Origin of the sequence: Staphylococcus sp. EG-SA-10, assembly GCF_017151945.1 — a bacterium.
GTDB lineage: Bacteria > Bacillota > Bacilli > Staphylococcales > Staphylococcaceae > Staphylococcus > Staphylococcus aureus.
The window spans coordinates 1-13674 of sequence record NZ_JACVZJ010000033.1; the positions used below are offsets into that span (position 1 = coordinate 1).

Sequence of the window (13674 nt, forward strand, 5' to 3'; positions counted from 1 at the left end):
GATGTACGTCTCATCAATACGCCATTTGTAATTAGCTTTTTTATGCTTTTTCTTCCAAATTTGATATAAAATTGGGGCATATTCTTGAACCCAACGGTAGACCGTTGAATGATGAACGTTTACACCAAGTTCCCTTAATATTTCAGATATATCACGATAACTCAATGCATATCTTAGATAGTAGCCAACGGCTACAGTGATAACATCCTTGTTAAATTGTTTATATCTGAAATAGTTCATACAGAAGACTCCTTTTGGTTAAGATTATACTATAAATTCAACTTTGCAACAGAACCTCTTAATCTTATTGGATACAATAACTAACTTAAACACATTATCTACAAGTAAAAACTTGTAAAAAGAACATGTGTTCTTAATTAGTGTATAATTAGTTTAAATTGATTATGGGGTGATGTAATGAATGAGAGTAATCAAATTATATTCGATCATATAACAAAGGCTATTGAAAATATGAAAAATAAAGGCTGGGAAACAAGGTATGGGCAAGAAACTTTAATGTATGATGTATTTGATGCTTATGATTCAAGAGAAAATTTAATAGTAGAAGCGCAAGTAGGTATAGGAAAATCATTTGGATATTTAATTCCTGGTATATTGATTTCAAAAAGTACTAAAAAACCTTTAATTGTAACGACTTCCTCAATTCAATTAACTGAGCAACTAGTCAATGATATACAGCAAGTTGAAGAAATTTTACATATATCTGTTGATTGTATAGTAGGTAAAGGTGTAACTAACTATCCTTGTTTTAAAGAAATTCATCGTAAAAATTTAAGTAAATTAAATTTAATGGAGGCTTTAGATATAGCAAATAATGGTTTAACAAAACAAACTGTACGTGAGACTAATTTAAAATGGAATCAAATATCTACCAATAATTGTATTATGAGTAAATGTCACTATAAAAATGAATGCGCTTATTTTAAAATGAGAAATAAGTTAAAAGAGGGAAATAGATATATTAGACTCAATGAATATAAGCCGAAAGTCATAATCGTTAATCAAGATATGTTAATGATGAATTTTAAAAAGTTAACCTTTGGAAAAGAGAGTTTAATCTATGATGATCCTTGTATGCTAATCGTAGATGAAGTTCACAACTTAGAAGAGAAACAACGTGCTAACATGACTAAAACTATTAACTCTAAAACTGTGATAAATAAAATAAAAGAAGGCGCAAACCGAGTTGGTAGTAGATCTCGGTATTTAAAAAATATAAAAATGATTGAAGATTGGTTTAATCTTCAAAAGGATAGTGCCAAAAGTGAGATATACAAAAATGGTAATTGTTTATCTACTGGACGAGTTGATATAAAACCTGTTAGTCATCATCAAATGGCCAAATTAATTAGTATGACAAAGGAAATAGTTGAAGAATTCGATGTTAATAATATTGTTGTATTTAAACAATCTTCGTTAGTTAGTAATGAACAATTAGAAATAGCTAATAATCTGTTAACATTATTTAAAAATCTTCAAAATAACAGCGACAAATATATATTTTGGACTGAAATAACTAAGCAAGACCAAATTGATATTTCATTTTGTCCCAATAATATTGCTGAAACACTTAGAAAAACAGTTTTTAGTACAAGTTACCCAGTTGTATGTCTTTCTGCAACAATTACTAATAAAACTAATAATGAAAATAGCTATGAGTACATTAAAGAAATAATTGGTTTTAAAGGCTATGAGGAAGATATTAAGTATAATGATTTTCCGTACAAGGAAAGCAGGCTCTACATACCTCCAAACTTACCAAAATTTGATAAACGTGATGTTAAATATTATGAAGAAATAGGTAAACATATTTTTGAATTGGCAAGCCAAAATAAGGGAGGCACTTTGATATTGTTTACTGCTAAAGATGACATTGACGGTGTATATAATGATTTATCAAAAAGGAAATTTAATAAAACTATCTATGTAGATGATGGTAGTAAAAGTCAAAATGAAATTATTGAATCATTTAAAAAAACTAAAGGTGTAATATTGGGTACGGGAGTATTTTGGGAAGGAATAGACTTAAAAAATGAATTATTAACATTATTAGTTATTGTCAGATTACCTTTTCCTACGATTGATCCAATTACAAAATATAAGATTACTAAATTAAATGATAGTAATGAAGCAGTTATAGTTCCTGAAATGATAATTAAACTGAAACAAGGTGTAGGAAGATTAGTAAGAACAAAGCAGGATAAAGGTTTATTAGTGTTATTAGATTCAAGAATGAATAAACCCATTTATAAGCATAAAGAAGCAGTATTAGATGCATTACCAATTAAAAATATGATTCATAAAGATGAAGTCAAAGATTTCCTTAATAACATTTAAAGTAAGTAGTAATAGTTATCCAATATTTTCTAGTTGATTCTCTTATAATATGTCCAATTAAGTGTAGACGATTCAAGATGATATTGAGGGAAGGATGAGAATGTGTCTTTTAGGTAGCTCATTTGATGATAACCTTAAACATAATATTTACTTTCATCCTGCTGAAAAAAGAGGTTACAGTTTCAAGCCGATAGAATACATTGGGCTATATAAAGACAAAGCAATAAAAGCTATCGGAAAAGTAGACAAAGTAATAGTGACGGAAATAAATGAGAGCTCATTATCCTTGAAGACAGTTTATCCTGTAGGTACTGAGTTATCGATTGATGAGTATGAAATAGTTAAAAATAAAATAATGGTGCTTGGGAAAGAAAAGTGGACTAATCTATTGAACGAACCCCATTATTATTACTTAATTGAAGATTTTATAGAGACAGACTACAAGAAAACATCTAAAGGTGGATCGATGGGAGTTAAGTATTTTAATGTGAATGAAATTTTGAATAGGGATTGCTTAACCACCGAACAAATCGCTAAAGAATTATGTAATAAAGATTGGGAATGATAAATAGTGAATGAAGCTATAATGCAATAATGTATGTATAACATAATCAAGTAATGAAATTAATGATAAGGGAGTATGGAGTAAAGAATTGAATTAGTTTGCATGGTCTATGTATCTTAAAGGTGTTGAAGGAGATACACCGAAGTATGCAGTACCAATTCTTGAAACAGACTTTAGTGATTTACCATCTACACATACGACAGTCGGATCACTTGATCGGTTTCGAGATAAGACAATGAGCATTAACAGAAGCGGGAGTAACTGTTGAATTCCATTTATATCCAGTTAGATACTAGAGTTTGAAGTGATAAATCTTGATTCGGATGCTGAAATAAGTAAAAGAGCAGTTACTGAATATAATATAAGTATAAATATGCCACTAGATATTTTAAGGGGTATTTATTCACTTTTATAAAATCATCTGCTAAGATAGTGTGGAAGATTTTTATAGGAGCTGATTATAATGCGACATATAAATATGTCATACATCATACGCTATAGTACTCTAACTCAAAGATAAGAAGTACTTAGTTATGAATAGCATTCATTTCACAAAGTACTTCAACAAAAATGGAGGAATATGAAATGAATAAAATAGAAGTGTATAAGTTTGTTAAAGTAAAGCAGTTAGTATATCAATTGATTAAGTTATATCGTACAAACGATATGAATTCCCATAAAACACAAAAAGATTTTTTACTAAATGAAATTAATGATATCTTTAAAGAAAAAGATATTGATATCTCGGACTTTATTACATCGATTGACGATGTAAAATTAACTAAGAAAAAAGCAGAACATCTTTTAAATGAATTAAAAGTGTACATCCAAGATTTTGAAATACCTTCATCAAGTCAACTGGAGAAAATTTTTCGTAAAGTAAAAAAATTAAAGAGACCAGATATAAATTTAATTGATACAAAAGAAATTTCATATTTAGGATGGAATGATAATTCTTCTAACCGAAAATATATCGTTTATAAAAATTTAGATGATAAATTCGAAGGTATATATGGCGAAATTTCACCAAATAAAGTAAAAGGATTCTGTAAAATTTGTAATCAGGAATCCGATACATCACTCTTTCTCAATAAAACTAAACATAATAAGAGTAGTGGAACATATACTAAAAAAGGAGATTACATTTGTTATGACAGTTTTAAATGTAATCAGAACCTAGATGATATAAATAATCTTTACGAATTTATTGTTAAAATAAAATAGATTCAAACAGCCCTGATCTTTAGAACTAATGATCAGGGTTGTTATATTTTGTACCTCACTCTTAATCGATACGCTGAAGCTTATCACAAATAAAACTAAAAAATTGGTAAGTAGATGAAGAGTGTAAATCAGAGTAATTAATAATAATGTATCAAATTTAAACAAAGGGGTCTTTAAGTATGAATTTAAGAGGTCATGAAAATAGGCTTAAATTTCTTGAGAAATATGATGTGACACCTATATCACATTTAAAATTATTAGAAGATCAAAAGAAAGACGGTGAAGGTGGCATACTGACAGATAGCTATTACTGTTTTTCATACAGCTTAAAAGGTAATTCTAAAAAAGTTTTAGGTACGTTTAATTGTGGTTATCATATTGCTGAAGACTTACTAAAAATTATCAAATCAAGACAAATTACCTTTATTTAACCCGTTTAAAGTAATTAATGAAGGTAATCAATTGCAGGAAGTAGCGAATAAAGGTAATTTAGATATTAATAGGCAAAGAAAACAGTATAATGAAGTAGCTTTACAGCTTTCAAATGCTATAAATTTAATCATATTTTGTTATGAGGGTAATATTAAAGAACCACTTTCAACAATAAAACACGAAACCGATAAATATTATTATAGTAAACCATATGATCGTAAAATTAAAGCAGTAAATACTATTATCGGTAATTTGTTTGATAAGAAATTAGTTGAGAAAATATCTGAAATTAATGGAAATCAGGAAATTAGAAAATTTGATTTTTCATTACTCACTGATGTAATTAAAAAACACGAGATACAAAATAATTTTGAATAATAAGTGGATGTAAGAAGATATTAAATATTGAAGCTAGTATTAAGGATATTCAAAATATTATAAATTATTTTACTGAATGTGGCGTGAATAATAAGTATTATGAGAGTGAGAAAAGAAGTAGTCTAGGAAAGTTAGTAAGTGTTATTGGACACGAAGAAAATGTTAGAAATCCAAAATAACCTGAATTAGATTTTGAAGATTTCATATCTGAATGTATAAGTGAAAAACAAAAAAGAATTAGACATAAACTAGGAGGCAGAGTATGATGTCATCGAATGAGATAGTAAAAAAATTATATTCAAAGGAAGATATTCGCATAGAATTAGAGCTCACTCCACATAAGTTTAAAAAAAGAATGGAAACCATTACTAAGCTTTTTAAAATTGATATGAAAATTTTTCACAATTACAAAGGCCAAGATAAAAATAATCAATACACATTTAATGGCGTCGCAAAAGAATTAATAAAGGTGCTACTAAAAAGTATTGACTATTACCCAGTGGATATAAATTCCAAAGCTTTTAAACAAAACGGAAAATCTAAAAAAGAGATGATTGAAAATATAAAAGCATCTAGTTACATGGAATATACTTATCAGTTAATGAAATCTATCAATGAAATTAAATACAAAAGATTAATTGCAGACATACATACGAAAGACGTATATCAAAATACTAAAGCATGGTTAAGTATTGGTGAATCAATTAATAAAAAGGAACAAGAATTATACCAATATATGACACCTTTGCCCATACATAAAAGAATTGAGCTACAAAATGAAGTATTAAAATCTATAGATGAAACGATTTTTCAATTTATGGCAAAAGAACGTAGAAACACCCAAATAAAAGAAAATAATGAATTAGAAGAATACACAAATGCAATAAAAGAAGGTAAGTATCCCAAAAAGGATTACGAATTAAACCACCTATTATACGAGAAAAATGAAATGCCATTAGATAGCTTAATTAAAGATGTATGGGACTATGATGAAACAGAGTATATGGAGCTTGATTGGTTAATTGCAGATATGCTAAAACGTTCACAAAGAGCTGATAGTAATTTTATCGAAAGTTTAGATAAGAAAAACAAATTGAGAAAAAATATTCATAAAGAATCTATTAAAAGTATATCTAAGTTGATTGATCATGAATTGGTTAAAAATAATAGAAAGTGGGACGTAGCAGAATTTTATAAAAATCAACAATTTTGGAACAATAGTACATTAAGACGTAGCTCTCAAAATTTTGGGATTTTATATTACAAAAAAAATAGGTTACATACAATGAACCAAAGTAATATTATTAAAAAAATAAAAATTATCGAGGCTAATATAGAGAGTGCAAATAAACAGCCGAGCTATTTAGATTTCTTTTTACAAGCTAAGTTTGACTTAGAGAGGTTAGAAAGTGAATTAATGAAATATAGCATTAATCCGAAATATTTTAATAAGATAAATAGTGATTACGTAAGATATGCTATTGAAGATGTACATAATGCAATTATTAAAATTGACAGATATATAAGTAACGATAAAGTGAAGTTAAACTATTCAAATGCCCAAATGGTAGTGAGAAACGAAATAACAGAACAAGGAAGCTACTTTGTAAACCAGGCATTGAATACACTGTCAAAGGTAGAAGAGTCTGGCTACAGCTTTGATAATTTCATGGTAGGACCTTTCGTAGAAGACTTTAAAAAAGCAATTAAAAATCGTAGATTTGGTTCTAAAACAGATTAAGATTGTTTTTTAGAGTTAAACATAAGAATAAATTTAAATAAAAAAACAAACCCAACAAACCTTGTTATATCAACGTTTGTTGGGTTTATTTTTTTTGGTGATTTTTTAATAACTCAATTACACCTTAGTATAATATTGCTAAATTATACATTGTCGAGGCCAAGACAAATAAAAAATTAAAGCAAAAGTTAGCGCGCAACTTTCTGCCATAAAGGAGCAGATTTATATGGAGACAAGAGACAAACTGATGTCATTGACTCAAAGTGACAAAACCCAACAATGGTTAATGGACAAATCATCTAACCAAACTGATGTTCAACAATTGCAGCAACAATTCAGTCAGCAGCTTGACCAACAATATAATGCACTTTTAGCTGATGAACAAGCTAAATTAGATCAATATGTGGAAGTCCATCATGAATTGGAAGCATTAAAGGAAGAAATTGAAGCAGAACCTATTACACTTAATATTGATAAATTACCCGATATCAAAGCGATAATGCTTGAAAAGGCTAAGAACAATGAACATTCTGATAAAATCGAACAGTTATTTGATAGATTAGATCAGTCATTAAATGGTACGAATCGATTATATACACAATTATCGTTGATTGGTACACGAACACATCGAATCACAACTAAAAATTTTAATATTCAGGGCTTACCTAAAGCAGTCCAATGCACGATTTTACCTTCAAAATATAAGAAGGTATATACTGTCGATTTTAAATCATTTGAACCTTCGGTTGTTGCGTACATGACTCAAGATTCAAAACTGATTGACTTTTTAAATCAGAAAGACGGATTGTATGACGCATTGCTAAGTGAATTAGGCTTATCATATGAGCTACGAGTATTTGTTAAACGTGCATTTATTGGTTCGTTTCTATTTGGTGGCAACTTCGATAGCCCTAAATTCAAGTTGAAACAATATGTAAGTGAAGTGCAATGGTTGGATGCGGTCAGCCAATTTACAAAAGTCATTGAACTTAAGAAACAAATCGAAGAGCATAAAACCATTCCTATGCCTTATGGCATTGAACATGATATGAGCGCATTTCAAGGTAGCAGTATTATGGCATTTTATGTACAAACTGTAGCGAGTTATGTTTTCAAGCATATTCTGTTGGAAGTGTACAAAGCACAATGCGAACAAAAAACGTTCAAGATTATAGTGCCGATACACGATGCGATTATGATTGAATGTGATGATGAAGTAACTGCACGTGATGTTGCTCAGCTAATGAAAAGTACAGCTAACCAGTTGTTCAATGATGAATTTGCACATGTGACAGTGGAAGAACTGGGAGGTGAGGGCCATGAATAATGATAGAGGACAAAGTTTACAAATACCAAGTAGTACACCACTCAAAGAAAATTATATATATGTAGCTACGTTATATTCTGTGAGAGAAACAAATTTCTCAGGTGATGTGAAACATCAATTCACATATGAAATTGAAGTGAATAATCAGATCGTATATGTGAATCGTAATATCTCAACACAAAAGACAGCTAAGCAGTTGTCAATCAATGATTGGCTTAAACGTCACAGTAATTATAGCTCCACTCATGAGAATTATGACCCTTATATTGATAGAAAGCATTTAATCCATGTAGGTTGCTTTAACGGTAATTACTATGTACAAGATGTAGCATCATTAAATGAAGATGGAGGATTATTATAATGAATCATATATTACAAATGTTATCTAAGCTATTAAGTGTGGCTAAGGAGGCAATCGACCGTCAAGGTCTGATTGCTATCCTAACCATTAGTGTTGGAAATGATGATGAAATAGACAAGTCTGAACAAGCTATAACGGTGTATAACGAGCTTATCGATAAGCTACAGCTTAACATTCCTAAAGATGTCGACTATAGACCTAACATATACAGTTATTTTGGCATTCAAAAAAAGCCAAATGACACAATATTAGTGGAAATGATGATAAGTATTTTTCATATCAAGCGTTTTGATTCAGAGTTGTTTATTTTCAAAGATATAGGTTGGCAAAAGGTAAATGAAGATGAATTACAAGGGTTGATATCTAAAATGATACAAGTGTTGTTAATAGATTATAAACCTTCACTAAGTACTCTGACAAACATAGTGAATGGCTTACAAAAATCAACAGATGTAGAAGAGCTTATTGAGGATAAGCAGTATATTGGTTGCGGTCCTAGCATGTTTAATCTAAATACATTTGAAGTTGTTAAAAACTGTATAGATATATTCCCTAAAACACGCTTGAATATAGAAATAGATAAAGGTGATGTTATAAATGAAAATATACCTGACCACTTCAGTAAATACATGCTAGAGCTTGCTAACTTTGATACCGATTTAAAGCACTTTCTGATACAGCATACAGCAATACTGCTTACTGCTAATACCAAACTACGAAGAGGTTTGATTCTGCATGGCGCTGCTAATAATGGAAAATCAGTATATATAAAGTTGTTGAAATCATTCTTTCATCAAAATGACGTTATATCAAAAACGCTAAACGAACTTGGTGGACGTTTTGATAAAGAAAGCTTAATTGGGAAACGATTAATGGCAAGTGATGAAATTGGTGAGGCAAGAATCAATGAGAAGGTAGTAAATGACTTTAAGAAGTTACTTTCAGTTGAACCTATCCATGTTGATAGAAAGGGACAGACACAAGTAGAAGTCACATTAGATTTAAAACTGATTTTTAATACTAATGCTGTACTAAACTTTCCATCTGAGCACGCAAAAGCATTAGAGCGTAGAATTGCTGTTATTCCATGTGAATATTATGTTGAAAAAGCTGATCCCGACTTAATTGAAAAGTTACAGGATGAAAAGAAAGAAATCTTTCTTTACTTGATGTATGTGTATCAACAGATTGTAAAAGCAGATATCGAGTACCTTGAAAATAGCCGTGTCACTGAAATTACTCACGATTGGTTAAATTTTGGATATGAATTTGTTTCTAGCAGGTCCGTAAGTATTCCAAATCAGAAAGCATGTATTAATTTACTCCGAAAACTTACAGCAATTAAACCAGGGTCACGTATCAAAGTGTCTAGGCTAAATGAGGTTATTAGAGATGAAATTAAAGTAAGCTCTCAAGTTATTAATGATTTGGTTCAAGCTAACTTTAATGTACAAAGTAGACTAAATAATGGTTATAAGTATTGGATCGATTTAGGATGGAAAGAAACTGATAAAAAAGATGACATGATTTCATTCGATGAAAATGAGAATGTAACAGATGATGAGTTCTTATACGAAGATGATTTGAACTTAGGTTGGGAGGACTTTGACGATGAATAATGAACAAATTGAAGCATTTGTAGAAGTGCTTGTACCTATCATAGAAGAACGTATCAATAAAGGTAATTAAGGCTAATTACGTACTACAGGCAGTTGCCTGTAGTACTCATATGATTAAGTGGTAAAAGTGATAAAAATGAAACGAAATTATAAATATATATTATCTATATGTTGTTACAAGACCGATAGTCTGTAGCAATAATCTAATAAAAGGAGCGGTATGATATGAAGGGTAAAATTGCACTTTATTCACGCGTTAGTACGTCAGAGCAGTCGGAGCATGGGTACTCAATCCATGAGCAGGAACAAGTACTCATCAAAGAAGTTGTGAAAAATTTCCCAGGTTATGACTATGAGACATATACTGACTCAGGCATTTCAGGTAAAAATATTGAAGGTCGTCCGGCAATGAAACGTCTATTACAAGATGTTAAGGATAATAAAATCGAAATGGTGTTAAGTTGGAAATTGAATCGTATCTCACGATCAATGAGAGACGTGTTTAATATTATTCATGAATTCAAAGAACATGATGTAGGGTATAAATCGATTTCTGAGAATATTGATACATCCAATGCTTCTGGAGAAGTACTCGTTACAATGTTTGGGTTAATAGGATCTATAGAACGCCAGACTTTGATTTCGAATGTGAAACTTTCTATGAATGCTAAGGCAAGGAGCGGAGAGGCAATCACCGGTCGTGTTTTAGGCTACAAATTATCACTTAATCCACTTACACAGAAAAATGATTTGGTTATCGATGAAAATGAAGCTAATATTGTACGTGAAATTTTCGATTTATATTTGAATCATAATAAAGGCCTCAAAGCCATTACAACCGTACTTAATCAAAAGGGGTATCGTACTATTAATCAAAAGCCATTTTCAGTGTATGGTGTTAAATACATTTTGAATAATCCAGTCTATAAAGGCTATGTCAGATTCAATAACCATCAAAACTGGGCTGTACAGCGAAGAAGTGGCAAAAGTGATAAAAATGATGTGATATTGGTCAAAGGTAAACATGAAGCCATTATAAGTGAAGAGGTATTTGATAAAGTTCATGAAAAATTAGCTTCTAAAAGTTTTAAACCGGGCAGACCTATTGGTGGAGATTTCTACTTACGTGGCCTTATTAAATGCCCAGAATGCGGAAATAATATGGTATGTCGACGGACGTATTATAAAACGAAAAAGTCCAAAGAACGGACAATCAAGCGTTATTACATTTGTTCATTATTCAATCGTTCAGGGAGTTCTGCATGTCACAGTAATTCCATCAATGCTGAAGTCGTCGAGCGTGTAATTAATGTTCATTTGAATCGTATTCTGTCTCAACCAGATATTATCAAGCAGATTGCGTCAAATGTGATAGAAGAACTGAAACAAAAGCATAGTAACCAAACAGAAATTAAATATGACATTGATAGTTTAGAAAAACAAAAAGCTAAGCTTAAAACACAACAAGAACGATTGTTAGAATTGTTCTTAGATGATCAGATGGATAGCGAAATGTTAAAAGCTAAACAAAGTCAAATGAATCAACAGTTAGAAGTATTAGATCAACAAATTAAAGAAGCGCAACAAGCAAATCAATCACAGGATGAAATACCTAATTTTGATAAATTAAAAGGACGACTCATTTTGATGATAACACGATTCAGCGTGTACTTAAGAAAGGCTACACCCGAAGCTAAAAATCAACTTATGAAAATGTTAATTGATTCAATTGAAATTACGACAGATAAACAAGTAAAACTTGTAAGGTATAAAATTGACGAAAGTCTTATCCCTCAATCTTTGAAAAAAGATTGGGGGTCTTTTTTTATGCCCAAATTCCAATTTGAAATATATGGTCAAAATGATTATTTCATCGACCAAATTACCACTTTTACCACTTAGTTATTAGTGACAAAAGTGAGCGAAATGAAATAAAAATCAAATATATATTATCAAAATGATGTATCACATGCATACATCAATCAAATACATTAGGAGGTCATAACCATGACACTAGAACAACAACTCAAGCACTATATAACCAACTTATTCAATCTGCCAAGGGACGAAGTGTGGCACTGCGAATCTATCGAGGAAATCGCTGATGATATCTTACCCAATCAATATGTAAGACTTGGCCCACTCAGTAATAAAACACTTCAGACTAATACCTACTACTCTGACACACTTCATGAAAGTAATATCTATCCTTTCATTCTCTACTATCAGAAACAACTCATAGCCATCGGTTATATCGACGAAAATCACGATATGGATTTCTTATACCTACACAACACTATCATGCCTCTTTTGGATCAACGATACTTACTAACAGGAGGACAATAAAATGCATAAATACATCAAAATTACACAATTAGTCATTACAATACTAAGTGAAATCATCATTTGGATGAAAGAGTCAGAACGAAAGGAAGTCTCTTATGAATAGATATATCACCCGGGGTATCGCCAACAACTTACCTAATATCTTACAACACCAATTATGGCAACTCGTATCTGAGCGAGAACAAGAACAAACCAAAGATAATACTTCAGTAGATTATTTTCATATATTCCAGTTCAATAAGCATCGCAATCAATTATATATCAAACACAAACAAGAACGACCTGAATATGCGAAAATCCATAAAGCTAATTATTCAAAAGCAATCAATATCAATAAGGTCTACATTATTCGAGAAGATGATGTAGACCTTTCTTATTATGTCATGTTATTACCTGAAGAATACTAGAGGAGTGAAAATTATATGGAAACAATCAAAAGTACATTAAAAACAGAAGCCATATTCAGTGATGACAAACAACATCGCTATCTACTTAAGAAAACATGGAATAGTGAAAAACAATCAATCACAATCATTACAATGTATCCGCATTATGATGGCATTCTCAATATTGACCTAACGACCCAACTCATCATGAACAAAGTTTCAGAAATGGATGCATTTGGTTCAATCAATTTTGTGAATCTATACTCTAATATTACAACCCCTATCAATCTCAAACATTTAGAAAATGCGTATGATAAGCATACAGATATTCAAATTATGAAGGCAGTGAAAGAGTCAGATGAAGTGATATTAGCTTGGGGCGCTTACGCTAAAAAGCCCGGTGTTGAAGCACGTGTTAATGAAGTATTAGAGATGTTGAAACCACATAAAAAGAAAGTAAAACGACTCATGAATCCAGAAACCAATGAAATCATGCATCCCCTTAATTCGAAAGCACGTCAAAAATGGATATTAAAAGTATAGCAACTAAAATGTTTATTCACTATCCATGAAAATAATTGAATTTCATATATATCTTTTAATCTACAATATGATTAAAAGATATATTATTTGGTTCTGTTGCAAAGTAAAAAAATATAGCTAACCACTAATTTATCATGTCAGTGTTCGCTTAACTTGCTAGCATGATGCTAATTTCGTGGCATGGCGAAAATCCGTAGATCTGAAGAGACCTGCGGTTCTTTTTATATAGAGCGTAAATACATTCAATACCTTTTAAAGTATTCTTTGCTGTATTGATACTTTGATACCTTGTCTTTCTTACTTTAATATGACGGTGATCTTGCTCAATGAGGTTATTCAGATATTTCGATGTACAATGACAGTCAGGTTTAAGTTTAAAAGCTTTAATTACTTT

General features: G+C 30.5%; 16 protein-coding genes. 14 read left to right on the plus strand and 2 right to left on the minus strand.

Translation table 11 applies throughout. The annotated features are described in order from the left end of the window. A partial coding sequence (locus IDG45_RS13110) for an IS6 family transposase (protein ID WP_206171647.1) occupies nt 1-240 on the minus strand: 240 nt, incomplete at its 3' end. Nucleotides 241-417: 177 nt separating this feature from the next. Here IDG45_RS13110 and IDG45_RS13115 point away from each other — a divergent pair. From IDG45_RS13115 to IDG45_RS13175, 14 genes are all read left to right on the plus strand, one after another. Then, complete coding sequence (locus IDG45_RS13115) at nt 418-2358, plus strand: ATP-dependent DNA helicase (protein WP_031864390.1); 1941 nt, start codon at nt 418-420, stop codon at nt 2356-2358. Between the two features lie 94 nt (nt 2359-2452). Further along, on the plus strand, nt 2453-2923 hold the full coding sequence (locus IDG45_RS13120; RefSeq protein WP_224757036.1) for a hypothetical protein: 471 nt from the start codon (nt 2453-2455) through the stop codon (nt 2921-2923). A 109-nt stretch (nt 2924-3032) separates the two neighbouring features. Then, nucleotides 3033-3191: a hypothetical protein gene (locus IDG45_RS13125; RefSeq protein WP_023604766.1), complete on the plus strand. Its 159-nt coding sequence runs from the start codon at nt 3033-3035 to the stop codon at nt 3189-3191. A gap of 317 nt (nt 3192-3508) precedes the next feature. Beyond that, nucleotides 3509-4147: a fusidic acid resistance EF-G-binding protein FusC gene (locus IDG45_RS13130; RefSeq protein ID WP_001033157.1), complete on the plus strand. Its 639-nt coding sequence runs from the start codon at nt 3509-3511 to the stop codon at nt 4145-4147. Nucleotides 4148-4326: 179 nt separating this feature from the next. Then, a complete protein-coding gene (locus IDG45_RS13980) occupies nt 4327-4578 on the plus strand; it encodes a hypothetical protein (protein WP_241012137.1) in 252 nt (83 codons plus the stop codon). Between the two features lie 31 nt (nt 4579-4609). Then, the gene (locus IDG45_RS13985) at nt 4610-4957 is read left to right on the plus strand and encodes a hypothetical protein (protein ID WP_241012138.1); all 348 of its coding nucleotides are present in this window, start codon (nt 4610-4612) and stop codon (nt 4955-4957) included. Nucleotides 4958-5222: 265 nt separating this feature from the next. Beyond that, nucleotides 5223-6698: a DUF6038 family protein gene (locus tag IDG45_RS13140; protein WP_031864393.1), complete on the plus strand. Its 1476-nt coding sequence runs from the start codon at nt 5223-5225 to the stop codon at nt 6696-6698. Nucleotides 6699-6924: 226 nt separating this feature from the next. After that, nucleotides 6925-8025 carry a DNA polymerase gene (locus IDG45_RS13145; RefSeq protein ID WP_031864394.1) on the plus strand — a complete coding sequence of 367 codons (1101 nt, stop codon included), beginning with the start codon at nt 6925-6927 and terminating at the stop codon, nt 8023-8025. Next, on the plus strand, nt 8018-8386 hold the full coding sequence (locus tag IDG45_RS13150; RefSeq protein ID WP_031864395.1) for a hypothetical protein: 369 nt from the start codon (nt 8018-8020) through the stop codon (nt 8384-8386). The genes IDG45_RS13145 and IDG45_RS13150 overlap by 8 nt, the downstream gene beginning before the upstream one ends. Further along, entirely contained in the window at nt 8386-10005 is a 1620-nt protein-coding gene (locus IDG45_RS13155; RefSeq protein WP_031864396.1) for a DUF5906 domain-containing protein, read from the plus strand. The genes IDG45_RS13150 and IDG45_RS13155 overlap by 1 nt, the downstream gene beginning before the upstream one ends. Before the next feature lie 225 nt (nt 10006-10230). Continuing rightward, nucleotides 10231-11907: a cassette chromosome recombinase CcrC gene (gene ccrC / locus IDG45_RS13160; protein WP_000676596.1), complete on the plus strand. Its 1677-nt coding sequence runs from the start codon at nt 10231-10233 to the stop codon at nt 11905-11907. 105 nt (nt 11908-12012) lie between these two features. Further along, entirely contained in the window at nt 12013-12351 is a 339-nt protein-coding gene (locus tag IDG45_RS13165) for an SAUGI family uracil-DNA glycosylase inhibitor (protein ID WP_000171559.1), read from the plus strand. A gap of 95 nt (nt 12352-12446) precedes the next feature. Continuing rightward, nucleotides 12447-12758: a DUF960 family protein gene (locus IDG45_RS13170; protein ID WP_001083109.1), complete on the plus strand. Its 312-nt coding sequence runs from the start codon at nt 12447-12449 to the stop codon at nt 12756-12758. A 15-nt stretch (nt 12759-12773) separates the two neighbouring features. After that, nucleotides 12774-13280: a DUF1643 domain-containing protein gene (locus IDG45_RS13175; protein ID WP_000447786.1), complete on the plus strand. Its 507-nt coding sequence runs from the start codon at nt 12774-12776 to the stop codon at nt 13278-13280. A gap of 148 nt (nt 13281-13428) precedes the next feature. On the opposite strand, the gene IDG45_RS13180 is transcribed toward IDG45_RS13175, so the two are convergent. After that, a partial coding sequence (locus IDG45_RS13180; protein WP_000630188.1) for a DDE-type integrase/transposase/recombinase occupies nt 13429-13674 on the minus strand: 246 nt, incomplete at its 5' end.

Coding starts and splice junctions, on each gene's coding strand:
- IDG45_RS13115 (WP_031864390.1), top strand. CDS start 418: ATGAATGAGAGTAATCAAATTATATTCGATCATATAACAAAGGCTATT.
- IDG45_RS13120 (WP_224757036.1), top strand. CDS start 2,453: ATGAGAATGTGTCTTTTAGGTAGCTCATTTGATGATAACCTTAAACAT.
- IDG45_RS13125 (WP_023604766.1), top strand. CDS start 3,033: ATGTATCTTAAAGGTGTTGAAGGAGATACACCGAAGTATGCAGTACCA.
- IDG45_RS13130 (WP_001033157.1), top strand. CDS start 3,509: ATGAATAAAATAGAAGTGTATAAGTTTGTTAAAGTAAAGCAGTTAGTA.
- IDG45_RS13980 (WP_241012137.1), top strand. CDS start 4,327: ATGAATTTAAGAGGTCATGAAAATAGGCTTAAATTTCTTGAGAAATAT.
- IDG45_RS13140 (WP_031864393.1), top strand. CDS start 5,223: ATGTCATCGAATGAGATAGTAAAAAAATTATATTCAAAGGAAGATATT.
- IDG45_RS13145 (WP_031864394.1), top strand. CDS start 6,925: ATGGAGACAAGAGACAAACTGATGTCATTGACTCAAAGTGACAAAACC.
- IDG45_RS13150 (WP_031864395.1), top strand. CDS start 8,018: ATGAATAATGATAGAGGACAAAGTTTACAAATACCAAGTAGTACACCA.
- IDG45_RS13155 (WP_031864396.1), top strand. CDS start 8,386: ATGAATCATATATTACAAATGTTATCTAAGCTATTAAGTGTGGCTAAG.
- ccrC (WP_000676596.1), top strand. CDS start 10,231: ATGAAGGGTAAAATTGCACTTTATTCACGCGTTAGTACGTCAGAGCAG.
- IDG45_RS13165 (WP_000171559.1), top strand. CDS start 12,013: ATGACACTAGAACAACAACTCAAGCACTATATAACCAACTTATTCAAT.
- IDG45_RS13170 (WP_001083109.1), top strand. CDS start 12,447: ATGAATAGATATATCACCCGGGGTATCGCCAACAACTTACCTAATATC.
- IDG45_RS13175 (WP_000447786.1), top strand. CDS start 12,774: ATGGAAACAATCAAAAGTACATTAAAAACAGAAGCCATATTCAGTGAT.